The following is a 20,950-nucleotide window of genomic DNA, read 5'->3' as shown; positions in this document are numbered from 1 at the left end:
CTTCGTGCGTCGTACGGCGGTCAGCGCGTCGTACGGTGCTCAGCGCGCGTCCATCGCCTCCGCGATGGCGTTCACCGCGATCCAGCTGAACGTCATCGCGGGCCCGATGGTCGCGCCCGGCCCCGGATAGGTCTCCCCCATCACCGCCGCCGAGGCGTTGCCTGAGGCGTACAGGCCCTCGATGACCGAGCCGTCAGCGCGCAGCACGCGGGCCGACGCGTCGGTGACCGGGCCGCCCTTGGTGCCGATGTCCCCGGGGTGGACGGGGACCGCGTAGAACGGGGGTTTTTCGAGCGGGGCCAGGTTGGGGTTGGGCAGGGTGGGGTCGCCGTAGTAGCGGTCGTACACGCTCGCGCCGCGCCGGAAGTCGGCGTCCTGGCCCGCGCGGGCGAAGCCGTTGAAGCGGTCGAGCGTGGCCCGCAGCCGCTCGGCGGGGAGACCGGTCAGCGCGGCGAGTTCCGCCACCGTGCCGGCCTTCTTCACGAAGCCGCTCGCGAGCCACTTCCTGGGGAACGGCTGTCCCGGCAGCAGGCCCATGAAGACGTAGCGGGCCTTGGAGGTGGCGTCGAGGATCAGCCAGGACGGCACGGTGGAGGCGTCCGGCCGGTGGTGCGCGTACATGGCGTCCACGAACTCGTGGTACGGCGCGGCCTCGTTGGCGTACCGCTGGCCCGCCCGGTCCACGATCACCATGCCCGGGATGCCGCGGTCCGCGACCAGGAAGAACGGCTTCTCGCCCGGCGCCACCACGGACGGCGCGCCCCACACCTTGTCCATCAGATCGGTGGCGGCGCCCACCGCGACGGCCGCTTCGAGAGCGTCGCCGGTCTGTCCCTCGGCCGCCGCCGACCACTCCGGGGAGGTCGGCGCCGGGAGGTACTTCTCGCGCAGCCGGGTGCTGTGCGAGAAGCCGCCGGAGGCCAGGACGACACCGCCGGTAGCCCGTACGGTGACTTCTCCCCCGCCGCGGTCGACGCGTACGCCCGTCACCCGGCCGTCCTCTGCCACGAGGGAGGTGAGCGGCGCGGAGAGCCACAGGTCCGCGCCGAGCCGGTCGAGCGAGTGGCGCATGCGGGCGATCAGCGCCTCCCCGAGCGCGACCGGCTTGCGGCCCGTGGCCCGGTCCCGCAGCGCCTGGAGGCCCACCTTCAGCGAGGTCCGCCGGCCCGCCCAGGTGCGGGCCGCCATGTTCAGGAAGCGGAAGTCGTAGGAGGTGATGGTGAGGCCGTAGGTGGGCAGCCCGGCGCGCCGCAGGGTGCGGAGCTGTTCCGGGGTCAGCCGCTTGAGGTCGAAGACCTCCGGTTCGACGGAGCGGCCCTGCGGGGCACCGCCGAGCCGCTCCGGGTAGTAGTCGCTGTAGCCGGGGGTGTACCGGAACCGGACGGCGGTGCGGTCGTGGAACTCGCGCAGCATCGCCGGGCCGTACTCCAGGTACGCCTCCTTGCGCTCGGCGGGCACCCGGTCCCCGACGGTCGCGTCGAGGTAGGCGCGCGCCTTCTCCCTCGTGTCGCCGACTCCCGCGGCGTCCAGATGGAAGTTGCCCGGTATCCAGACGGCGCCGCCGGACAGCGCCGTGGAGCCGCCGTACCGGTCGGTCTTCTCGGCCACCAGCACGGTGAGGCCGCGCAGCCGGGCGGTGAGCGCCGCGGCCAGCCCCGCGGCACCGGACCCGATCACCACGACGTCGTAGGTGTGGTCCCAGGAAACGGAAGCGTGGCTCGTCATCGGAATGCCCCCACGGCGTAGCGGCTGCGGAAGTACAGGAGTGGCCGGCCGTCCTCCCGGGCGTCGAGGGCCAGGACGCGCGCGGTGACCAGGTGGTGGTCGCCCGCCTCGTACACGGCCTCCAGCTCGCACTCCACGAAGGCGAGCGCGCCCTCGATGCGTACGGTGCCGTGGTCGCCGGTGCTCCAGGGCACACCGGCGAACTTGTCGGGACCGCTGCGGCCGAACGCCGCGCAGGTCTCGCGCTGGTGCTCGGCGAGGATGTTGACGCAGAACCGGCCGGTCCGCTCGATCACCGGCCAGCTGGTGGATGCCCTGCCCACCGCCAGCATGACCAGCGGCGGGTCGAGGGAGAGCGAGGCGAAGGACTGACAGGCGAAGCCCGCGGGCCGCCCGTCGGGCCCGAGCCCCGCCACGATCGTGATCCCGGTCGCGAAGCGCCCCAGGACGTCCCGGAAGCCGGCCGCGTCCACGGCACGCTCGCTCAGCCGTTCCATCGGTGTCCCCAGAAGCTGTCGGCGGTGATCTCCTTGGCCACCCAGGTCGCCGGGTCCACGACCAGGCCGTCCCAGCCGTACTCGACCTGGAAGCCGCCGGGCGCCTGGGCGTAGAAGGAGACCATTTGGTCGTTGGTGTGCCGGCCGAGGGTGGAGGCGATGGGGATGTCGGCGGCGTGCATGCGGTCCAGGCCGCGGCCCACGTCGTCCAGGGTCTCCAGCTCCACCATGAAGTGCACGATGCCCGGGGGCAGCGCGCCGGGGTACAGGCCCAGGCTGTGGTGGCGGCGGTTGGGGCTCAGGAAGTGCATCCAGTGGAATTCCCGCTGCTCGGCGGCGGTCGGTACGCCCTCGGGCGGCAGCCTCATCGAGTCGCGCAGCTGGAAGCCGAGCAGGTTCTCGTAGAAGTCCAGCGCCGCCTCGATGTCCGGTACCGGCAGGACGACGTGGCCCAGACCGAGGTCGCCGGTGACGAAGCGGTTGCCGTACGGGGTGCCGAGCGGGGTGTGGTCCTGCGCCTGCCCCCAGAAGAGCTCCAGGGGGTTGCCGCACGGGTCGGCGCACTGGATGAGTCCTTGGACGCGTCGTTCGGCGAGCAGCGCGTCGTCGGCGTGCTTGACGGTGACGCCCGCCGCCTCCAGCTCCCGTGCCGCCTGCGCGAGCGCGGCGGCGTTCGCCACCTCCCAGCCGGCCGCCTGCAGCCGGTCGGTGGTGGAGCGGACGACGGCGATGCGGTGGGCGCGGTCGTCCATCCGCAGGCAGAGCGTGTCGTCGTCGGTGCCGGTGGCCGCCACCATGCCGAGGAGGTCCAGCGCATAGGTGCGCCACTCCTCGAACCGGGTGGTCTCCACGCGCAGATACCCCAGTGCGCGGATGTCCATGATCGGTCTCCTTCGGAGCGTCGGTGCGAGAAGCTGCTGTTCAATGGGTGAAGAAGTCGACGGCGAGCCGGTTGAACTCGTCCGCCTGCTCGGTCTGCGCCCAGTGGCCGCAGTGCGGGAAGACGTGCAGCCGGGCGTCGGGGATCGTCTTGAGGGCCACCAGCGCGCCGTCGAGCGGATTGGTGCGGTCCTCGCGGCCCCAGGTGAGGAGGACGGGCTGAGTGATCCGGTGGGCCTCGCGCCAGAGCATCCAGTCCTGCGCCCAGGCGGGGTTGGCGAAGGCGGCGGCCATCCGCGCGTTGCCGAGCTTCGTCTCGGGGTCGGTGGCCGAGGCCCAGCGCTCCTCGACCAGCTCGTCGGTGACGATGGACTGGTCGTACGCCATGACGCTCAGGAAGGCGCGCAGCTGCTCCTTGCTCGGCTCGGGTGCCGACTGGAACTCGAAGAGCCGCTTGATGCCTTCGGTCGGGTCGGGCGCGAAGAGGTTGAGGGAGATCCCGCCGGGGCCCATCAGCAGCAGCTTGCCGACCTTGTCCGGATGGTTCAGCGCCATGCGGACGGAGGTGCCGCCGCCGAGCGAGTTGCCGATGAAGTGCGCCCGTTCGATGCCCAGTTCGTCCATCAGGGCGGCAACGGCGCCGGCGCTGTAGCTGAAGTAGTCCCGGTCGGGCTCGGGCTTGGCGGACCGGCCGAAGCAGGGCTGGTCGACCAGGAGAGTACGGAAGGTACGGGCGAACACCGGGAGGTTGCCGCCGAAGTTGCTCCAGCCGGAGGCGCCGGGGCCACCGCCGTGCAGCATGATCACGACCGGTGCGTCCGGCCGGTCGGCGGGCCCCGCCTCGTGGTAGTGCAGCGCGATCCCGGCCGCCTCGGCCGTCCGCGACGTCGACTCGTACGTGAGCTGCGCGGTCATCCCATCCCCCATCAGAGCATCGTGTCCTGGATCTCGATGCCGAGCGCCGCCTGCCCGAAGAGGACCAGCGCCCGCTCGGGGTCGTTGGCGGCGTGCCCCCGGCCGGTGTGGACGTCGCGCCAGGCGCGCTGCACGGGGCTCGGGCCGGTCCGCATCGCACCGCCGCCGGCGTTCTCCACCAACAGGTCCACCGCCGACACGGCCCGTTCGGTGGCCATCACCTGGTCGCGGCGGACGCGGGCGCGCAGCTCCGGCGTCGGGTCCGCGCCGCGCTCGGCGCACCCGTACAGCTCGCTCATGTTGCGGCGCAGCTGGAGCCAGGCGGCGTCGATGTCGCCGGCCGCGCGGGCGATCCGGACCTGCGCGAAGGGGTCCTCGGCGACCTTCTGGCCGTAGGAGACCCGGATGCGCTCCCGGGTGACCGCCGCGTACGCCTCGTACGCGCCCTCGGCGATCCCGACGAGCGGGGTGGAGATCGCGGTGGTGAAGACGGAGGCGTACGGCAGCCGGAACAGCGGCTCGGGGTTCAGTGCCCGGCCCGGTGTCCGCAGCGCGCTGACCGGGCCGAAGCTGAGCGCCCGGTGCTCGGGCACGAAGGCGTCCTCGATGACGATGTCGTTGCTGCCGGTGCCGCGCAGGCCCACGGTGTCCCAGACCCGGTCGACGGTGTACTGGGTACGCGGCACGAGGAAGGTCCGCATGTCGACGGGTGCGCCGTCCTCGCCGAGGACCAGTCCGCCGAGCAGTGCCCAGTCGGCGTGGTCGCAGCCGGAGGAGAAGTGCCAGCGGCCGGAGATCCGGAAGCCGCCGTCGGCGACGGTGACCCTGCCGGTGGGGGCGTAGGAGGAGGCGATACGGGTGCCGCGGCCGACGCCCCAGACCTCTTCCTGGGCCCTGGGGTCGTACAGGCCGACGTGCCAGGGGTGGACGCCGAGTACGGAGGCGACCCATCCGGTGGAGCCGCACGCCTTGGCGATCTCCTTGACCGCTTCGTAGAAGAGCGCCGGGTTCGCCGCGTGGCCGCCGTACGCCCGGGGCTGGAGCAGCCGGAAGAAGCCGGTCTCCTCCAGCTCCTTGATCGAGGCGTCCGGCACCCGGCAGAGCTGCTCGGCCTCGGGGGCGCGCTCCCGGAGCACAGGGGCGAGTTCCCGGACGGCGGCGAGGACCGCGTGCGCGCTCATGGCGTCTTCGCTCATGGCGTCCCCTCTCAGGTCGTGTCTCGGGCCGTGAGTGCGGCCGTGTGATGCGGAGGTGCGAAGGTGCCGCGAATCTACGGCCGACTATTTCTTTTAGAAATAGTGGGTTCCCGCTCAGCGGGAACCGTGGCAGGCTCTCGGCACCCCTCCCCCGCTCCTCACAGGAGTCGCCGATGACCGTGCAAGCGCCGTCGCTTCTGGAGAAAGCCGCACTCGTCCTGGGCGCCTTCAAGGGCGCCACGCCCCGGCTGACGCTCACCGAGGTGGTGCGCCGGTCCGGGCTGCCCCGCTCCTCCGTGCACCGGATACTGGACCAACTGGTGCGGCTGGGCTGGCTGGAACGGGACGGCCGGGACTACCGGCTGGGCATGGGGATGCTGGAGCTGGGCGCGACGGCCGCGCACCACAACCGGCTGCGCCGGGCCGCGCTGCCGCATCTGCACGCGCTGCACGAGAGGACCGGGCACGTGGTGCACCTCGCGGTCCTCGACGGCCCCGAAGTGGTGTACCTGGAGCGGCTCGGCGGCACGGCGGACGCCTCGGTGCCGTCCCGGATCGGCGGCCGGCAGCCGGCGTACTGCACGGGGACCGGCAAGGCGATCCTGGCGTTCAGCGAGGAGGCGCTGGTCGCCGAGGTGCTGCGGGCCGGGCTGCGGGCGCGTACGCCGCAGACGCTCGTCCGGCCGCGGTCCTTCCGCGCGGAACTGGCGCGCGTCCGCGAACGCGGCGTGGCCTACGACCGGGAGGAGGCGTTCCGCGGCGTGGCGTGCGTGGCGGCACCGCTGCGGGGCGCCGGGCGCGCGGTCGCCGCGGTCTCGGTGTGCGGCAACGGCATCCACCGCGAACTGGAGCGGCTGGCGCCCATGGTGCTCGGGACGGCGCGGTCGGTGTGGGCAGCTCTGTACGGGCCGGGGCGGGCGGTGCAGCCGCGTGCGGCCGAGGAGGCGGCCCCGCCCCTGGACCCGGGCCAGATGGACACGCTGATGTCGTGGCTGCGATTCGCCGAGTGGATGTGAGCCGCGGGGATGTGAGCCGTGTGGAGGTGAACCGTGTCGATGTGGGCCGCGGGGCCGGCGCCGGGGTCAGGAGTAGCTGATCCCGACCCGGTCGGTGACGGGCAGGGCCTGACAGGCCAGGACGTATCCGTCGGTGAGGTCCTGCTCGTCGAGGACGTCGTTGCGGGCCATCTTCACCTCGCCGGAGACGACCCGGCAGGCACAGGCACCGCAGGCCGCCTCCCGGCAGGAGTACGGCGCGTCGACGCCGGCGGCGAGCAGGGCGTCGAGCAGCGGCGTCCGCTCGGGCCAGCCGACGACGTGCGTCTCGCCGTCCAGTTCCACTTCGGCCGTGCGGTGTTCCTCGTCGGTCCCGGTCTCCGGCGCCCCGTCCGGCGCGGCGAAGACGTCGGTACCGAGGGAGAAGAACCGCTCCCGGTGCACCCGCCCGCCGCCGACCGCGGTCTCCACCGCGTCCATCAGCGGTCCCGGTCCGCAGACGTACGTGTCCCGGTCCGCGTACGGCGCGACCAGGCCGGCCAACCGGCTCGCGGCCGGCAGGCCCTGGAGCGAGGCCAGCCAGTGGAGCACCACCAGCCGGTCCGGGTACTCCTCTGCCAGCTCCCGCAGTTCGTCACGGAAGATGACGGCGTCCTCGTCCCGGTTGGCGTAGAGCAGCGTCACCCGGCCCCGCCCCCGCACCAGCGCCGACTTGGCGATGGCGATGACGGGCGTGATGCCGCTCCCGCCCGCGACCAGCAGCAGGTCCCGGTCGAGGGAGTCCGGCGTGAAGGTACCGGCCGGGGGCAGGACCTCCAGCTCGTCCCCGGCCGTCACGCGGTCGCAGAGCCAGTGCGAGCCGTACCCCCCGGCCACCCGCTTGACGGTGATCCTCAGCGGCTCGCCGGTGTCCGGTGAACTGGCGAGGGAGTAGCAGCGCGCCACGGCCGCCGCACCGTCGCCCGGACCCGGCAACCGCACCGTCAGGAACTGCCCGGGCCGGTAGGCGAACCGGTCCGCCGCCCCCGCCGGTGGCCGGAGCACGAAGGAACGGGCGTCGGCCGTCTCGTCGATCACCTCGGTGACGCGCAGCCGGTACGTACGCGGCTCAGGCATCGGCGGCCTCCGGACCCGCGTCGTCCCGGCGGGTGACGGTCAGCACGCCCGCCGCCACCGCTCTGCCGATGCTGTCGCGCAGCGCCGGGCAGGTGCGGATCCGGGCGCCGGTCTCGCCCGCCGCGACCCGGCTGCCGAACTCCGGGCAGACGGCCGCCGCTTCGGCCGTCCACTGCACGGACGTGTGGGCGTGGCTGAACTTCTCGCAGCGGACCTGATTGCCGCAGGCCGCGCACTCCACCGGCTGCACGTCAGGCTCCGCTCGCGGTCCGCGTTCCCGCGGCGTCACCGGGCGCGGTCGCCGCCCGTCGCGCCAGGTTCTCGTCGACCTCGGCGCGCCACGCCTTGTTGGCCCGTTCGGTGTCGACCTCGAACTCGAACCGCTGGACCATCTCGTCCCGCACCTCCCCCGCGTCCACGTAGAACTGCTCGTACCAGCGGCGCAGCTGGTACACCGGACCGTCCTCCTCGGTCAGCAGCGGGTTGTCGATCCGGGTCTTGTTCCGCCAGATCTCGACATCCTGCTCGAACCCGGTCGCCAGGCCCTCCACGGTGAGCCGGGCAGCCTCGGCGGCCTCCGCGTCCGTCATGCCGGGCAACTTCTTCACAATGGCGCCGTACTGCAGCTGGAAGCTGTCCGCGTCGATCGGGTAGTGGCAGTTGATCAGCACCATCTCCGTCTCGACGCCCTCTGCCACCGGCGTCCAGAGATAGTCGATCATGTAGGAGGGGCCGTAGTAGGAGGCGTCGGAGCGGAGCGGGGCGCTCAGCCCGCCGAGAGCGACGTCCTCGCGCGGGGAACTCTCCATGTACTGGGTGGCGATGTGCCCCTCGAAGACGTTCTTGAAGTACGTCGGGAAGGAGTAGTGCACGTAGTAGAAGTGCGCCATGTCCACGATGTTGTCCACGATCTCGCGGCAGTTGGCGCCCTCCACCCGGATCGTGTGCCAGGTCCAGTCGCTCCACTCATCGCTGAAGGCGCCCTCGATGCGCGGGATGGTCACCTCGGGCGGCGGCGGATTGCCCTCGGGGTCGTACCAGACGAACAGCTGGCGGTTCTCCTCCAGCGTGGTCCACGCGCGGGTGCGGGCGCGCGGCGGCACCCGGCGCGCGTACGGCACCCCGGCGCACCGGCCATTGCCGGACCAGCGCCAGTCGTGAAAGGGACAGGCAACGGCGTCGCCCTTCACCGAACCGTGGGCCAGGTTGCCGCCCATGTGCGGGCAGTAGGCGTTGAGCACATGCAGCGCGCCGTCGTTCTCCCCCTGGAACACCACCAGCCTGGTGCCGAACGCCTCGACCTCGTGCGGCACACCGTCCTTGAAGGCATCGGCGAGACCGAGACAGTGCCAGCCGCGAGCGAAACGGGCGGGCGGGCGGCCCGCGTCGATGACGCGGACCTCGTCATGGGGAGCAGTCATCTTCTCGTCCTCCTGCACGGCGACGGGCTGTCCGGGGAGGCTAGGCCGCCCCGGGACCGCCGTGGGAGGCGCTTTTCCCGGTGAGCGGGAAAGCGGTCCGGGCGCTTTCGGCGGCACCGGCCCGCCCCCGCTCGCCGCGTCAGCGCGCCCCGTACACCGGCTGCGGCGGCTCGGCCTCCGCGAGGAGTTTGCGGGCTGCCTCGCCTGCTTCCGTGGGGGTCCAGCGGGCGTTCTTGTCGGCGGTGGGGCCGGGGCGCCAGCCCTCCATGACGGTGATGCGGCCGCCCTCCGCCTCGAAGACCCGGCCGGTCACTCCGGTGGAGTCGGTGGAGCCGAGCCAGACGACGAGCGGGGAGACGTTCTCCGGGGCCATCGCGTCGAAGGCGCCCTCGCGCGGCGCTGCCATGGTGTCGGCGAAGGTCTGCTCGGTCATCCGGGTACGGGCGGCCGGGGCGATCGCGTTGACCTGGACGCCGTACCGGGCCATCTCCGCCGCGGCGACGAGGGTGAGCCCCACGATGCCGGCCTTGGCGGCCGCGTAGTTGCCCTGGCCGACGCTGCCGAGCAGGCCGGCGCCCGAGCTGGTGTTGATCACCCGGGCCGCGGGGGTACGGCCGGCCTTGGCCTCCCCGCGCCAGTGCGCCGCGGCGTGCCGCAGCGTCAGGAAGTGGCCCTTGAGATGGACCCGCAGCACCGCGTCCCAGTCATCCTCGTCGAGGTTGACCAGCATCCGGTCGCGAAGGAACCCGGCGTTGTTGACGAGGGTGTCGAGCCGGCCGTACGTGTCGAGCGCGGCGGCGACGAGCGAGGCGGCGCCGTCCGTAGTGGCGATGTCGCCGCCGTGTGCGACCGCCTCGCCGCCGCGGGCCCGGATCCCGTCGACGACCTCCTGGGCGGGGCCTGCGGCGCCACCGCTGCCGTCCAGGCCGACGCCGAGGTCGTTGACGACGACCCGGGCGCCCTCGGCGGCCAGGGCGAGGGCGTGCGCACGGCCCAGGCCGCGGCCCGCTCCGGTGACGACGGCGACGCGTCCGGTGCACAGTCCGGTCATGGTGATCCTGCCTTTCGAGGCGGGGGCGGGGCTTTCAGAGAAACGGGGGCGGCGGTCCGTAGCGGGGGCGGTCAGTTGTTGGCGGTGGCGGCGTCGAGGAAGGCCGGGCGTTCGCCGCCGCCGTGGGCGTGCAGGCTCGCGCCGCTGATGTACGCGGCCCGGTCCGAGGCGAGGAAGACACAGGCGTCGCCGATCTCGGTGGGTTCGGCGAGCCTGCCGAGGGGGACGGTGCGGCCGACCGCGGCCACGCCGGCCTCGTCCCCGTAGTGCAGGTGGGACAGTTCGGTGCGGACCATGCCGACGACGACGGTGTTGACCCGTACCGCCGGGGCCCACTCCACGGCCATGGAGCGGGCCAGGTTCTCCAGGCCCGCCTTGGCGGCGCCGTACGCCGCGGTCCCCGGTGAGGGGCGGGTACCGCTGACGCTGCCGATCATGGTGATCGAGCCGCCCGTACCCGTCGCGCGCATCACGTCGTACGCGGCGAGCGAGGCGGTCAGGGGGGCGAGCAGGTTCAGTTCGACGACCCGGGCGGCATGCCGGGCACCGCCGTCGGCGAGGGTGCGGAACGGGGTGCCCCCGGCGTTGTTGACCAGGGTGTCCAGCCGGCCGTACTCGTCGCCGACCCGCTGGAGGAAGGCGCCGACGGCGTCGGGGTCGCGCAGGTCGACGGGGAGGAAGCGGGCGGTGCGCCCGGCCGCCCGTACGGGTTCGTCGGGAGGCCGCCGGGCGCAGGTCACCACCTCGGCCCCGGCCTCCAGCAGGGCGCGGCCGATTCCCGCGCCGACGCCTCGTGTTCCACCCGTCACGACGGCGACGGCCCCGGTGAGATCGATGATCGCTGGCATTGAGCACCTCCCGCGGCGCGCCGACCGCTGCTACCTTGCCTGCACGCGCCCTAACAAACGTTTGGTGGAAAGGTAGCTGATCTGCTCATGGGTGTCTCCACCTCCACGCCCGAAGAGGGCATCGCGGTCGTCACCGTGGACTTCCCACCGGTGAACGCCCTTCCCGTACAAGGCTGGTACGACCTGGCCGCTGCGGTCCGCGCGGCGGGCGCGGACCCGAAGGTGCGCTGTGTCGTCCTCGCCGCCGCCGGACGCGGCTTCAACGCCGGTGTGGACATCAAGGAGATGCAGCGCACGCCCGGTCACGACGCACTACTCGGCGCCAACCGGGGCTGTTACGAAGCATTCGCCGCCGTGTACGACTGCGAAGTACCGGTGGTCGCGGCCGTACAGGGCTTCTGCCTGGGCGGCGGCATCGGACTGGTGGGCAACGCGGACGCCGTCGTGGCGAGCGACGACGCGACGTTCGGCCTGCCCGAGCTGGACCGGGGCGCGCTGGGTGCGGCCACCCATCTCGCCCGGCTGGTCCCGCAGCACCTGATGCGGACGCTGTACTACACCTCGCGCACCGTCACCGCCGAGGAGCTGCGGCAGCACGGCTCCGTCTGGCGCGTCGTGCCACGCGAGCAACTGGACCACGCAGCACGGGAGTTGGCGGGCGAGATCGCCGCCAAGGACGGCACCCTGATCCGCCTCGCCAAGGCCGCCATCAACGGCATCGACCCGGTCGACGTACGCCGCAGCTACCGCTTCGAGCAGGGCTTCACCTTTGAGGCCAACCTCAGCGGCATCGCCGACCGCGTACGCGACACCTTCGGCGGCGACACCGGAACCAGTACGGCCAGGGGCACGGAATCCAGTACGGCAAGGGAGCAGCGGTCATGAGCGCGGACAAGACGATGACCGCCGACGAGGTGGTCGGCCGCCTCTCCAGCGGCATGACCCTCGGCATCGGCGGCTGGGGGTCCCGGCGCAAGCCGATGGCGCTGGTGCGCGCACTGCTGCGCTCGGACGTCACCGACCTGACCGTGGTGTCCTACGGCGGCCCGGACGTCGGGCTGCTCGCGGCCGCCGGGAAGATCCGCAGGCTGGTCACCGCCTTCGGCACCCTGGACTCCGTCCCGCTGGAGCCGCACTTCTGCGCGGCCCGGCAGCGCGGCGGCCTCGAACTGACCGAGCTGGACGAGGCGATGGTCATGTGGGGGCTCACCGCCGCCGCGCACCGGCTGCCGTTCATGCCGATCCGGGCCGGGCTCGGCTCCGACGTGATGACGGTCAACCCGTCGCTGCGCACGGTCACCTCGCCGTACGAGGACGGCGAGGAGCTGGTCGCCGTGCCGGCGCTGCGGCTGGACGCCGCGCTGGTGCACCTCGACCGGGCCGACGCGCGTGGCAACGGCCAGTACCTCGGCCCCGATCCGTACTTCGACGACCTGTTCTGCCAGGCGGCGGACGCCGCGTACCTGTCCTGCGAGCGCATCGTCGACACCGCGGAGCTGCTCAAGGCCGCCGGGCCGCAGTCGCTGCTGGTCAAGCGGGCGTTCGTGACCGGGGTGACCGAGACCCCGAACGGCGCGCACTTCACGTCCTGCGAGCCCGACTACAAACGCGACGAGGCGTTCCAGCGGGAGTACGTACGGGCAGCCAAGGACCCGGAGGCCTGGCAAGGCTTCGTCCGGCGGTTCCTGTCCGGTGACGAGCACGCGTACCAGGCCGCGGTCGCGGCGTTCCACGAGGAGGGGTCCGCATGACCACGGTGAACGCGACCCGGGCCGAGTACTGCGTACTGGCCTGCGCGGAGGTCTGGCGCGACGCGGGCGAGGTGCTCGCCAGCCCGATGGGCACCGTCCCGTCGATCGGCGCCCGGCTGGCGAGGCTCACCTTCTCCCCCGGCCTGCTGCTGACGGACGGGGAAGCGCTGCTGATGGCGGACGTGCCGGCGGTCGGGTCACGGTCGGAGGTGACCGAGGGCTGGCTGCCCTACCGGCAGCACCTGGCGCTGGTGGCCACCGGGCGGCGGCACGTGATGATGGGCGCGAGCCAGCTCGACCGGTACGGCAACCAGAACATCAGCTGCATCGGCGACTGGGACCGGCCGAAGCGACAGCTGCTGGGGGTGCGCGGTGCGCCGGTCAATACGCTGAACAATCCGACCAGTTACTGGGTGCCGCGGCATTCGCGCCGGGTGTTCGTGGAGCGGGTCGACATGGTCAGCGGCGTCGGCTACGACCGGGCCGCGGCGGCCGGTACCACCGCCACCCGGTACCACCGCATCCCGGAGGTCGTCACCGACCTGGGCGTCTTCGACTTCGAGACGCCGGACCGCACGATGCGGCTGCGCTCTCTGCACCCCGGCGTCACGGTCGAGCAGGTCCGCGAGGCCACCGGTTTCCCGCTCGACGTCCCCGCACCGGTGCCGTACACCCGCGAGCCCACGGCCACCGAACTGCGCCTGATCCGCGAGGTCATCGACCCCGACGGACTGCGGGACCGGGAGGTCCCCGCATGACGGCACCGGAGCGCCCCCGCGCGGCGGACGCCACGCTCGCCACGCCGTTCACGCGGCTGGTCGGTGTGCGGCACCCCGTCGTGCAGACCGGCATGGGCTGGGTGGCGGGCCCCCGGCTCGTCTCGGCCGCGGCGAACGCGGGCGCGCTGGGCATCCTGGCGTCGGCCACCATGACCGTGGACCAGTTGCGCGCCGCCGTCCGGGAGGTCGCCTCGCGTACGCAGGCGCCGTTCGGGGTGAACCTGCGCGCGGACGCGGGCGACGCGGCCGACCGCGTCCGGATCATCATCGAGGAGGGCGTACGGGTCGCCTCCTTCGCCCTCGCCCCTTCCCAGGAGCTGATCGCCCGGCTCAAGGACGCCGGGGTGATCGTCATGCCGTCCGTCGGCGCCCGGCGGCACGCCGAGAAAGTCGCCGCCTGGGGCGCCGACGCCGTCATCGTGCAGGGCGGCGAGGGCGGTGGTCACACCGGGGAGGTCGCCACCGGCGTACTGCTGCCGCAGGTCGTGGACGCGGTGGACATCCCGGTGGTGGCGGCCGGTGGTTTCCGGGACGGGCGGGGGCTGGTGGCGGCGCTGGCGTACGGCGCCGCCGGCATCGCCATGGGCACCCGCTTCCTCCTCACCTCCGACAGCACCGTCCCGGACGCCGTCAAGGCCCGGTACCTCGCCGCGACCGTCAAGGACGTCACCGTCACCACCGCCGTCGACGGCCTCCCCCACCGGATGCTGCGCAGCGAACTGGTCGACGCGCTGGAGCGCTCGGGCCGGGCCGCCGCGCTGCTGCGCGCGGTGCGCCACGCCGCGGCCTTCAAGCGCGAGTCCGGCACGAGCTGGCGCCGGATGGTCCGCGACGGCCTGGCCATGAAGCACGGCAAGGACCTGACGTGGAGCCAGGTCCTGCTGGCCGCCAACACCCCGATGCTACTCAAGGGCTCCATGGTGGACGGCCGTACGGACCTGGGCGTGATGGCGGCCGGGCAGGTCGCGGGGCTCATCGACGACCTGCCGTCCTGTGCCGAGCTGGTCGCCCGCGTCATGGCGGAGGCCCACGCCACGCTCCGCGCCCTGCCACCGGCGGACTGACCCCGGCCGGCGCTCCGCCCGAGGAACTTCCGGCACACCGCACCCCGGACACCCCCTCTCCCCCTTGGAGTGACCCATGCGCGCCACTCACCTCCGCCGTACGGCGGCAGCGCTGCTCACCGCCGCCCTCGGCTTCCTCCCCGCCTGCGCGGCGGACCCGGCCCCCGAGCGGTCCGCCGCCTCCCCGGCCACGTCCCCCGGCCCGGCCGCCGGCACCGTCCACCGCGTCGAGCTGCGGGGCGCGGTCAACGTGCGCGACCTCGGCGGCTACCGCACCCGCGACGGCCGGCACGTCCGGTACGGCCGGGTGTTCCGGGCCGACGGGCTAGGAAAGCTGACCCCCGCGGACGGCAGAAAACTCACCGGCCTGGGCCTGCGCACCGTCGTGGACCTGCGCGTCCCCGCGGAGACCGCGCGCGACGGCGCCGACCGGCTGCCACGCGGCCTGAAGCTGATCTCCCGGCCGGTGCCGGACCGCCGGCTGAACGACACGACCAACGAGGCACTGGGCAGCAAGGACCCGGACACACAGCGGAGGCTGCTCGGGGGCGGCCGGGCGGAGCGGCTGATGCGCGCCACGTACCGGTCGTTCGTCACCGACGCGCAGAGCCGCCGCCAGTTCGCGGCGACCGTGCGCGACCTCGCGGACGGCAGGGGCACCCCGCTGCTCTTCCACTGCACCGCCGGCAAGGACCGCACCGGCTGGCTGAGCTACGTACTGCTCCGCGCGGTCGGCGTACCGGACGCCACCGCGACCGGTGACTACCTCCTCTCCAACGACCTGCGGGCCGCGGCCGACCGCCGGACCCGCGCGGGGCTGGAGAAGAGCGGGCGGATGCGGGACGCGGACCTGCTCACCCCGCTGCTGGCCGTCCGCGAGGACTACCTCCGGGCCGCCGTCGACCAGGCCCGGCGGGACTACGGCGGCCTCGACGGCTACCTCACCGAGGGGCTGGACCTGGACTCCCGGACCCTGGCGCGGCTCCGCTCCCGCCTGGTGGACTGAACCACGCGGCCGAGAGCGTGGACCGAACCGCGCGGCCGAGGGCTCAGCGCCGGCCCGTGCGTACCGCTCCCGCACTCGCCGCGACCACCATCCCGATCGCGGCGCACTGCGGCAGCGTCAGCCCCTGGTCCAGTACGAAGTAGCCGGCCGCCGCCCCGACGGCCGGCGCCAGGCTGGTGAGCACCGCGAACGTGGCGGCGGGCAGCCGGCGCAGGGCGAGCAGCTCCAGGGCGTAGGGCACGCCCGAGCTCATCACCGCGATCACCACGCCCATGCCGAGGACCGCCGGGTCCAGCAGCTTCCCGCCCGAGGCGCCGATGCCCAGCGGCAGGGCTACCAGCGCGGCGACGGTCATGGCGATGGCCAGGCCGTCCAGCCGCGGGAAGCGGGCGCCGGCGCGGGCGTTGAGCACGATGTACGCCGCCCACAGCGCCCCGGCGGCCAGCGCGAAGGCCACGCCCGAGGGGGCGAGCCCGTGGAAGCCGCCGTCGCTCAGCAGGTAGACCCCGGCGAGCGCGAGTCCGGCCCACAGCAGCCCGGCGACGCGGCGCGAGGCGACGACGGACAGCAGCAGCGGTCCGAGCACTTCGAGGGTGACCGCCGCGCCCAGCGGGATCCGGGCGAGCGCCTGGTAGAAGAGGATGTTCATGCCGCCGAGCGCCAGGCCGTAGCCGACGACGACGGCCCAGTCGGCGCGCTTGTGGCCGCGCAGCCGGGGCCGGGTGACGAGCAGGAGGAGCACGGCGGCGAGCGCGATGCGCAGGGCGACCGTGCCGAGCGCACCGGCCCGGGGGAACAGCAGCGCGGCGACGGCCGACCCGAACTGGACGGACAGCGTCCCGACCAGCACCAGGCCGACGCCGGCGAGGCTGCCGCGCCCGGGAGCCCCGCGTACATGACCGGGCGCGGTGGTCGTCGCGGAAGAGGTGCGTGCCGTGGAGGACATGGCCTTCACGCTAGGAGCCTGGCCGCCGCGCGTGAAATGCCGATTCCCCAGTGGTTATGCTCCTGTGTAATGACCATTGAGCTGCGGCACCTGCGCGCCTTCCTCGCCATCGCCGAGGAGGGCAACATCACCCGGGCCGCCGCCCGCCTCCATCTGGGCCAGCCCGCGCTCTCCCGCACCCTGCGGCGGCTGGAGGAGCACCTGGGCAGCCGCCTCGTGGACCGCTCCACGCACCACCTGGAACTGACTCCGGCGGGGCGTACGTTCCGCGACAAGACCGCAGCGGCGCTCGCCGCGGTCGACGCGGCGCTCGATCCCCGGGGACTGACGTCCTGGCCGCTGCGGGTCGGCCACACCTGGGCGGCGTTCGGCGACCACACCGTCCCGCTGCTGCGCCGCTGGGACGAGACGCATCCGGACGTCCCGCTGGAGCTGCGCCGTATCGACGAGCGCACGGCCGGTCTCACCCAGGGCAGGGTGGACGCGGCCGTGCTGCGCGGCGCCGTCACCGCTCCCGGGCTCGTCACGGAGCTGCTGCTGTGGGAGGAGCGGGTGGTGGTCATGCCGTCCGACAGTCCGCTGGCGGGGCTCGCCCGGGTCACCCTGGCGGATCTCGCCCGTCATCCGGTCGCCCTCAACACCGTTTCCGGCACCACCACGCTGGACATGTGGCCGCCGACGGCCCGCCCGGTGGGGACCATCGAGGTGAGCAACACCGACGAGTGGCTCGTGGCGATCGCCGCGGGCCGTGCCGTGGGGATCTCCACGACAGCCACCCCGCGCAACCACACCCATCCGTCGGTGATCTACCGCCCGCTCGCGGACGTCCCGCCGGTCCCCGTCGTCTTCGCGCGCCGCGAAGGCCCGGGCCATCCGGCCATCCCGGACCTGCTGGCGCTGGCCCGCGAGGTCGTGGCGTCCGCAGAGGGCTGAGGCCGCACGCGTGCCCTCGCCCCCCGGCCCGGGTCAGAGCCGCTCGATCACGGTCACGTTGGCCTGGCCGCCGCCCTCGCACATGGTCTGGAGGCCGTAGCGGCCGCCGGTGCGCTCCAGTTCGTGGAGGAGGGTGGTCATGAGCTTGGTGCCGGTGGCGCCGAGGGGGTGGCCGAGGGCGATGGCGCCGCCGTTGACGTTGACCTTCTCCGGGTCGGCGCCGGTCTCCTTCAGCCACGCCAGTACGACCGGCGCGAACGCCTCGTTGATCTCGACCAGGTCGATGTCGTCGATGGTCAGACCGGTCTTCTTCAGGGCGTGTGCGGTGGCCGGGATCGGCGCGGAGAGCATCCGGATCGGGTCCTCGCCCCGTACGGAGAGGTGGTGGACGCGGGCGCGCGGGGTCAGGCCGTGCTCCCGTACGGCCCGTTCGGAGGCCAGCAGCATCGCCGAGGCGCCGTCGGAGACCTGCGAGGAGACGGCCGCGGTCAGCCGGCCGTCCTCGACCACCGGCTTGAGCCCGGCCATCTTCTCCAGTGAGGTGTCCCGGCGCGGCCCTTCGTCGGCGGTGACGGTCCCGTACGGGACGAGTTCGCGCTCGAAGCGGCCCTCGTCGATGGCGCGGACGGCCCGCTGGTGGGAGCGGTACGCGAACTCCTCCATGGCCTCGCGGGTGATGCCCCACTTCTCCGCGATCAGTTCGGCGCCGTGGAACTGGTTGACCGGCGCGTCGCCGTAGCGGGCCCGCCAGCCCTCACTGCCCGCGTACGGCCCTGCGGTCAGCCCGAGCGGCTCGGCGGCCTGCCGGCCGGCGAAGGCGATCGGGATCATCGACATGTTCTGCGTGCCGCCCGCGACGACCAGGTCCTGCGTGCCGGAGAGCACCCCCTGCGCGGCGAAGTGGATCGCCTGCTGCGAGGAACCGCACTGCCGGTCGACGGTGACGCCGGGCACCTCTTCGGGAAGCCCGGCGGCCAGCCAGCACGTGCGGGCGATGTCACCGGCCTGCGGCCCGACGGTGTCCAGGCAGCCGAAAACGACGTCCTCGACGGCGGCGGGGTCAATGCCGGTGCGCGTCATGAGGTCCTTGAGCACATGGGCCCCGAGGTCGGCCGGGTGGACGGCGGCGAGCCCGCCGTTCCGCCGTCCGACGGGCGTGCGTATCGCGTCGATGATGTAGGCCTCGGCCATGGCTGCTGCTCCTCGGTCGGTTCACAGGGGCGCGTGGGGGTTACGTGCGTACGGCGACGCCGTCCAGGACCATGGACAGGTACTGGCGGGCGATCTCCTCCGGGCTGTGCTGTCCGCCCGGGCGGTACCAGCTCACCGCGACCCAGACGGTGTCGCGGATGAAGCGGTAGGTGAGCCGGATGTCGAGGTCGGCGCGGAACACTCCGGCGGCCACCCCGCGCTCCAGCGTGCCCAGCCACGCCTTCTCGAACTTCACCTGCGAATCGGCGAGGTAGGAGAAGCGCGGCTGCGCGGCGAGGGCCCGGGCCTCCTTCTGGTAGATGGCGACCGCGGCGCGGTGCCGGTCGATCTCCCGGAAGGACTCGGTGACCAGGGCCTCGATGGTTTCCCGGGGGCCGAGGCCGGCGTCGAGCACGGTGTCGTAGCCGGTCCACAGCTCGTCCAGGAAGGTGGCGAGGATCTCGTCCAGCATCGATTCCTTGGAATCGAAGTGGTAGTAGAGGCTGCCGGCCAGCATGCCGGCCGCGTCCGCGATCTTCCGTACGGTGGTGGCGTTGTAACCCTGCTCGGCGAACACCTCGGCGGCCGTTTCCAGCAGCTCGCGGCGGCGCTCGGGGGACGGGCTCACGTTCGACTTCTTCTTGGCGGTTGGCACCGCACCATTGTCGCCCGCCCCTCACGCGCGCTGGCTGCTGACCGGCACGACCTCGCCGGTCATGTACGACGCGTAGTCGCTGGCCAGGAAGACGATCACGTTGGCGACCTCCCAGGGCTCCGCGTACCGTCCGAACGCCTCCCGCTCGGTCAGCTCCGCCAGCAGTTCGGGGGTGGTGACCTTCGCCAGGTGCGGGTGCATGGCCAGGCTCGGCGACACGGCGTTGACCCGGACGCCGTACTCGGCCGCCTCCACCGCGGCGCAGCGGGTCAGCGCCATCACGCCCGCCTTGGCGGCGGCGTAGTGGGCCTGGCCGCGCTGGGCGCGCCAGCCGACGACCGAGGCGTTGTTGACGACGGCACCGCCCTGTCCGGCGGCCTTCATACGGCGCAGCGCGGCGCGGGTGCAGCGGAAGGTGCCGTTGAGGGTGACGTCGAGGACGCGGTCCCACTGCTCGTCGGCCATGTCGACCAGGTCGGCGGTGCCGCCGAGCCCGGCGTTGTTCACCACGATGTCGAGGCGGCCGTGGCGTTCCTCGGCGAGGTCGAGGAGCGCGGTGACCTGGTCCTCGTCGGTGACGTCGCAGGGCAGCGCGGCGACCCGGTCCGCGCCGAACTCCGCGGCGAGCGCCGCCTCGGATTCCTTGAGCCGGCGGGCGTGCGCGTCGGAGACGACGACACTGGCGCCTTCCTCCAGGAGGCGGCGGGCCGTGGCGCCGCCGATGCCCGCACCCGCCGCGGCGGTGACCACGGCGGTGCGGCCGGCGAGGAGTGCGTGGCCGGGGACGTACGGGGGCGGCGGGGTCACGGGCGTGCCTCCTTGGGCAGGCCGAGGACGCGCTCGGCGATGACGTTGCGCTGGATCTCGTTGGAGCCGGCGTAGAGGGTGTCGGCGCGGGAGAAGAGGAACAGCCGCTGCCAGTCGGTGAGGTCGTACGGTTCCCCGGCCGCGAGCATGCCGTCGGCGCCGCAGATGTCCATGGCGAGTTCGCCCAGCTCCCGGTGCCAGGTCGCCCAGAAGATCTTGCCGATGGAGGCCTCGGGTCCGGGCGCCCCGGCAGCGACGCCGTCGAGCATCCGCAGGGCGTTGCAGCGGATGGTCTCCAGTCCGGTCCAGGCACGGGCGATCCGGTCGCGGATCAGCGGGTCGGCGGCGGCGCCGTTGGCCTTGGCCAGTTCGGTGACGGCCGTCAGTTCGCGGCGGAAGCCGACCTGCTGGCCGAGGGTGGAGACGCCGCGTTCGAAGCCGAGGGTGGCCATGGCGACGCGCCAGCCGTCGCCCGGCGCGCCGACGAGGTGCGCGGCGTCCGTGCGCGCCCCGTCGAAGAAGACCTCGTTGAACTCCGAGGTGCCGGTGAGCTGGGTGATGGGCCGGACCTCGACGCCGGGCTGGTCGAGCGGCACCAGCAGGTACGACAGGCCGTGGTGGCGGGTCGAGCCGGGCTCGGTGCGGGCGAGGACGAAGCACCAGTCGGACTCGTGCGCGAGCGAGGTCCAGATCTTCTGCCCGGTGACGACCCAGCCCTTGTCGTCCCGCTCGGCCCGGGTCCGTACGTTGGCCAGGTCCGAGCCGGCGTCCGGCTCGCTGTAGCCCTGGCACCACAGCTCCTCGGCCGAGACGATCCGCGGGAGGAAGCGGTCCCGCTGCGCGGGGGTGCCGAAGGCGATGAGGGTGGGGCCGAGCAGCTGCTCGCCGATGTGGTTGACGCGTGCGGGGGCGTCGGCGAGGGCGTACTCCTCGTGGAAGGCGACCTGTTGGGCGAGGGTCGCGCCGCGGCCGCCGTACTCCTCGGGCCAGCCGACGCAGGTCCAGCCCTCGGCCGCCATGTGCCGTTCCCAGGCGAGGCGTTCGGCGAAGGCCTCGTGTTCCCTCCCCGGGCCGCCGCGGCCGCGCAGGTCCGCGAACTCGCCGGTGAGGTGGGCCCGCAGCCAGGAGCGGACCTCGGTGCGGAACTCCTCGACGCTGCTCATGCCGCTAAGTTA

22 protein-coding genes are annotated in these 20,950 nt (G+C 73.1%); 7 read left to right on the top strand and 15 right to left on the bottom strand.

All coding sequences use genetic code 11. The features are described 5' to 3' along the window. Positions 1-39 precede the first annotated feature (39 nt). Genes ACZ6WH_RS16360 through hsaA form a run of 5 tightly spaced genes read right to left on the bottom strand, consistent with a single transcriptional unit; the run spans position 40 to position 5,212 of the window. Positions 40-1,725, bottom strand: a complete 1,686-nt coding sequence (locus ACZ6WH_RS16360; protein WP_469729072.1) for an FAD-dependent oxidoreductase — start codon at positions 1,723-1,725, stop codon at positions 40-42. After that, positions 1,722-2,222 carry a flavin reductase family protein gene (locus tag ACZ6WH_RS16355; RefSeq protein WP_469729070.1) on the bottom strand — a complete coding sequence of 167 codons (501 nt, stop codon included), beginning with the start codon at positions 2,220-2,222 and terminating at the stop codon, positions 1,722-1,724. The genes ACZ6WH_RS16360 and ACZ6WH_RS16355 overlap by 4 nt, the downstream gene beginning before the upstream one ends. Further along, a complete protein-coding gene (locus ACZ6WH_RS16350) occupies positions 2,210-3,103 on the bottom strand; it encodes a VOC family protein (RefSeq protein ID WP_469729069.1) in 894 nt (297 codons plus the stop codon). Before ACZ6WH_RS16350 ends, ACZ6WH_RS16355 begins: the two co-directional genes overlap by 13 nt. Before the next feature lie 40 nt (positions 3,104-3,143). After that, the gene (hsaD, locus tag ACZ6WH_RS16345; RefSeq protein WP_469729068.1) at positions 3,144-4,028 is read right to left on the bottom strand and encodes a 4,5:9,10-diseco-3-hydroxy-5,9,17-trioxoandrosta-1(10),2-diene-4-oate hydrolase; all 885 of its coding nucleotides are present in this window, start codon (positions 4,026-4,028) and stop codon (positions 3,144-3,146) included. After that, positions 4,028-5,212, bottom strand: a complete 1,185-nt coding sequence (hsaA, locus tag ACZ6WH_RS16340) for a 3-hydroxy-9,10-secoandrosta-1,3,5(10)-triene-9,17-dione monooxygenase oxygenase subunit (RefSeq protein ID WP_469729067.1) — start codon at positions 5,210-5,212, stop codon at positions 4,028-4,030. The genes hsaD and hsaA overlap by 1 nt, the downstream gene beginning before the upstream one ends. A 173-nt stretch (positions 5,213-5,385) precedes the next feature. Here hsaA and ACZ6WH_RS16335 point away from each other — a divergent pair, with 173 nt between their 5' ends. Further along, positions 5,386-6,228 carry an IclR family transcriptional regulator gene (locus ACZ6WH_RS16335; RefSeq protein ID WP_469729065.1) on the top strand — a complete coding sequence of 281 codons (843 nt, stop codon included), beginning with the start codon at positions 5,386-5,388 and terminating at the stop codon, positions 6,226-6,228. A 66-nt stretch (positions 6,229-6,294) separates the two neighbouring features. Here the strand turns inward: ACZ6WH_RS16335 and ACZ6WH_RS16330 are convergent, their stop codons facing one another. From ACZ6WH_RS16330 to ACZ6WH_RS16310, 5 genes are all read right to left on the bottom strand, one after another. Beyond that, the gene (locus ACZ6WH_RS16330) at positions 6,295-7,323 is read right to left on the bottom strand and encodes a 2Fe-2S iron-sulfur cluster-binding protein (RefSeq protein ID WP_469729063.1); all 1,029 of its coding nucleotides are present in this window, start codon (positions 7,321-7,323) and stop codon (positions 6,295-6,297) included. Further along, positions 7,316-7,573: a hypothetical protein gene (locus tag ACZ6WH_RS16325; protein ID WP_432862371.1), complete on the bottom strand. Its 258-nt coding sequence runs from the start codon at positions 7,571-7,573 to the stop codon at positions 7,316-7,318. Before ACZ6WH_RS16325 ends, ACZ6WH_RS16330 begins: the two co-directional genes overlap by 8 nt. A 1-nt stretch (position 7,574) precedes the next feature. After that, positions 7,575-8,744 carry a Rieske 2Fe-2S domain-containing protein gene (locus ACZ6WH_RS16320; RefSeq protein ID WP_469729061.1) on the bottom strand — a complete coding sequence of 390 codons (1,170 nt, stop codon included), beginning with the start codon at positions 8,742-8,744 and terminating at the stop codon, positions 7,575-7,577. Between the two features lie 139 nt (positions 8,745-8,883). Next, complete coding sequence (locus ACZ6WH_RS16315; protein ID WP_469729059.1) at positions 8,884-9,795, bottom strand: SDR family oxidoreductase; 912 nt, start codon at positions 9,793-9,795, stop codon at positions 8,884-8,886. Between the two features lie 71 nt (positions 9,796-9,866). Next, a complete protein-coding gene (locus ACZ6WH_RS16310; protein WP_469729057.1) occupies positions 9,867-10,643 on the bottom strand; it encodes an SDR family oxidoreductase in 777 nt (258 codons plus the stop codon). Positions 10,644-10,730: 87 nt separating this feature from the next. Here ACZ6WH_RS16310 and ACZ6WH_RS16305 point away from each other — a divergent pair, with 87 nt between their 5' ends. The 5 genes from ACZ6WH_RS16305 to ACZ6WH_RS16285 all read left to right on the top strand — a co-directional run bounded on the left by ACZ6WH_RS16305 (position 10,731) and on the right by ACZ6WH_RS16285 (position 15,243). Next, on the top strand, positions 10,731-11,528 hold the full coding sequence (locus ACZ6WH_RS16305; protein WP_469729055.1) for an enoyl-CoA hydratase family protein: 798 nt from the start codon (positions 10,731-10,733) through the stop codon (positions 11,526-11,528). Beyond that, the gene (locus ACZ6WH_RS16300) at positions 11,525-12,394 is read left to right on the top strand and encodes a CoA transferase subunit A (protein WP_469729053.1); all 870 of its coding nucleotides are present in this window, start codon (positions 11,525-11,527) and stop codon (positions 12,392-12,394) included. The genes ACZ6WH_RS16305 and ACZ6WH_RS16300 overlap by 4 nt, the downstream gene beginning before the upstream one ends. After that, positions 12,391-13,152: a CoA-transferase subunit beta gene (locus ACZ6WH_RS16295; RefSeq protein ID WP_469729051.1), complete on the top strand. Its 762-nt coding sequence runs from the start codon at positions 12,391-12,393 to the stop codon at positions 13,150-13,152. Before ACZ6WH_RS16300 ends, ACZ6WH_RS16295 begins: the two co-directional genes overlap by 4 nt. Next, entirely contained in the window at positions 13,149-14,237 is a 1,089-nt protein-coding gene (locus ACZ6WH_RS16290) for an NAD(P)H-dependent flavin oxidoreductase (RefSeq protein WP_469729049.1), read from the top strand. Before ACZ6WH_RS16295 ends, ACZ6WH_RS16290 begins: the two co-directional genes overlap by 4 nt. 76 nt (positions 14,238-14,313) lie before the next feature. After that, positions 14,314-15,243, top strand: a complete 930-nt coding sequence (locus tag ACZ6WH_RS16285; RefSeq protein WP_469729047.1) for a tyrosine-protein phosphatase — start codon at positions 14,314-14,316, stop codon at positions 15,241-15,243. 43 nt (positions 15,244-15,286) lie between these two features. Here ACZ6WH_RS16285 and ACZ6WH_RS16280 read toward each other — a convergent pair whose 3' ends face one another. Beyond that, complete coding sequence (locus tag ACZ6WH_RS16280; RefSeq protein WP_469729045.1) at positions 15,287-16,189, bottom strand: EamA family transporter; 903 nt, start codon at positions 16,187-16,189, stop codon at positions 15,287-15,289. A gap of 69 nt (positions 16,190-16,258) precedes the next feature. On the opposite strand from ACZ6WH_RS16280, the gene ACZ6WH_RS16275 reads away from it, so the two are divergent. Next, positions 16,259-17,122: a LysR family transcriptional regulator gene (locus ACZ6WH_RS16275; protein ID WP_432862344.1), complete on the top strand. Its 864-nt coding sequence runs from the start codon at positions 16,259-16,261 to the stop codon at positions 17,120-17,122. 33 nt (positions 17,123-17,155) lie between these two features. Here the strand turns inward: ACZ6WH_RS16275 and ACZ6WH_RS16270 are convergent, their stop codons facing one another. The 4 genes from ACZ6WH_RS16270 to ACZ6WH_RS16255 are packed head-to-tail and all read right to left on the bottom strand — an operon-like array spanning position 17,156 to position 20,938. Next, positions 17,156-18,313, bottom strand: coding sequence for an acetyl-CoA C-acetyltransferase (locus ACZ6WH_RS16270; RefSeq protein WP_469729043.1), 1,158 nt, complete (start codon positions 18,311-18,313; stop codon positions 17,156-17,158). A 40-nt stretch (positions 18,314-18,353) separates the two neighbouring features. Continuing rightward, positions 18,354-18,968 (bottom strand): TetR/AcrR family transcriptional regulator, encoded by a 615-nt coding sequence (locus ACZ6WH_RS16265; protein ID WP_432862339.1) that lies wholly within the window; start codon positions 18,966-18,968, stop codon positions 18,354-18,356. A 21-nt stretch (positions 18,969-18,989) separates the two neighbouring features. Continuing rightward, complete coding sequence (locus ACZ6WH_RS16260; RefSeq protein WP_469729041.1) at positions 18,990-19,775, bottom strand: SDR family oxidoreductase; 786 nt, start codon at positions 19,773-19,775, stop codon at positions 18,990-18,992. Beyond that, the gene (locus tag ACZ6WH_RS16255) at positions 19,772-20,938 is read right to left on the bottom strand and encodes an acyl-CoA dehydrogenase family protein (RefSeq protein WP_469729039.1); all 1,167 of its coding nucleotides are present in this window, start codon (positions 20,936-20,938) and stop codon (positions 19,772-19,774) included. The genes ACZ6WH_RS16260 and ACZ6WH_RS16255 overlap by 4 nt, the downstream gene beginning before the upstream one ends. Between the last annotated feature and the right edge of the window lie 12 nt (positions 20,939-20,950).

It is taken from the genome of Streptomyces sp. NPDC050806 (genome assembly GCF_055586425.1).
Note: the sequence above shows the minus strand (reverse complement) of the source record. Positions and strands in the feature narration are given on the sequence as shown.

Coding starts and splice junctions, on each gene's coding strand:
- ACZ6WH_RS16320 (WP_469729061.1), bottom strand. CDS start 8,744: ATGACTGCTCCCCATGACGAGGTCCGCGTCATCGACGCGGGCCGCCCG.
- ACZ6WH_RS16300 (WP_469729053.1), top strand. CDS start 11,525: ATGAGCGCGGACAAGACGATGACCGCCGACGAGGTGGTCGGCCGCCTC.
- ACZ6WH_RS16285 (WP_469729047.1), top strand. CDS start 14,314: ATGCGCGCCACTCACCTCCGCCGTACGGCGGCAGCGCTGCTCACCGCC.
- ACZ6WH_RS16355 (WP_469729070.1), bottom strand. CDS start 2,222: ATGGAACGGCTGAGCGAGCGTGCCGTGGACGCGGCCGGCTTCCGGGAC.
- ACZ6WH_RS16270 (WP_469729043.1), bottom strand. CDS start 18,313: ATGGCCGAGGCCTACATCATCGACGCGATACGCACGCCCGTCGGACGG.
- ACZ6WH_RS16330 (WP_469729063.1), bottom strand. CDS start 7,323: ATGCCTGAGCCGCGTACGTACCGGCTGCGCGTCACCGAGGTGATCGAC.
- ACZ6WH_RS16295 (WP_469729051.1), top strand. CDS start 12,391: ATGACCACGGTGAACGCGACCCGGGCCGAGTACTGCGTACTGGCCTGC.
- hsaA (WP_469729067.1), bottom strand. CDS start 5,212: ATGAGCGAAGACGCCATGAGCGCGCACGCGGTCCTCGCCGCCGTCCGG.
- ACZ6WH_RS16255 (WP_469729039.1), bottom strand. CDS start 20,938: ATGAGCAGCGTCGAGGAGTTCCGCACCGAGGTCCGCTCCTGGCTGCGG.
- ACZ6WH_RS16275 (WP_432862344.1), top strand. CDS start 16,259: ATGACCATTGAGCTGCGGCACCTGCGCGCCTTCCTCGCCATCGCCGAG.
- ACZ6WH_RS16305 (WP_469729055.1), top strand. CDS start 10,731: ATGGGTGTCTCCACCTCCACGCCCGAAGAGGGCATCGCGGTCGTCACC.
- ACZ6WH_RS16290 (WP_469729049.1), top strand. CDS start 13,149: ATGACGGCACCGGAGCGCCCCCGCGCGGCGGACGCCACGCTCGCCACG.
- ACZ6WH_RS16310 (WP_469729057.1), bottom strand. CDS start 10,643: ATGCCAGCGATCATCGATCTCACCGGGGCCGTCGCCGTCGTGACGGGT.
- ACZ6WH_RS16315 (WP_469729059.1), bottom strand. CDS start 9,795: ATGACCGGACTGTGCACCGGACGCGTCGCCGTCGTCACCGGAGCGGGC.
- ACZ6WH_RS16360 (WP_469729072.1), bottom strand. CDS start 1,725: ATGACGAGCCACGCTTCCGTTTCCTGGGACCACACCTACGACGTCGTG.
- ACZ6WH_RS16335 (WP_469729065.1), top strand. CDS start 5,386: ATGACCGTGCAAGCGCCGTCGCTTCTGGAGAAAGCCGCACTCGTCCTG.
- ACZ6WH_RS16280 (WP_469729045.1), bottom strand. CDS start 16,189: ATGTCCTCCACGGCACGCACCTCTTCCGCGACGACCACCGCGCCCGGT.
- hsaD (WP_469729068.1), bottom strand. CDS start 4,028: ATGGGGGATGGGATGACCGCGCAGCTCACGTACGAGTCGACGTCGCGG.
- ACZ6WH_RS16350 (WP_469729069.1), bottom strand. CDS start 3,103: ATGGACATCCGCGCACTGGGGTATCTGCGCGTGGAGACCACCCGGTTC.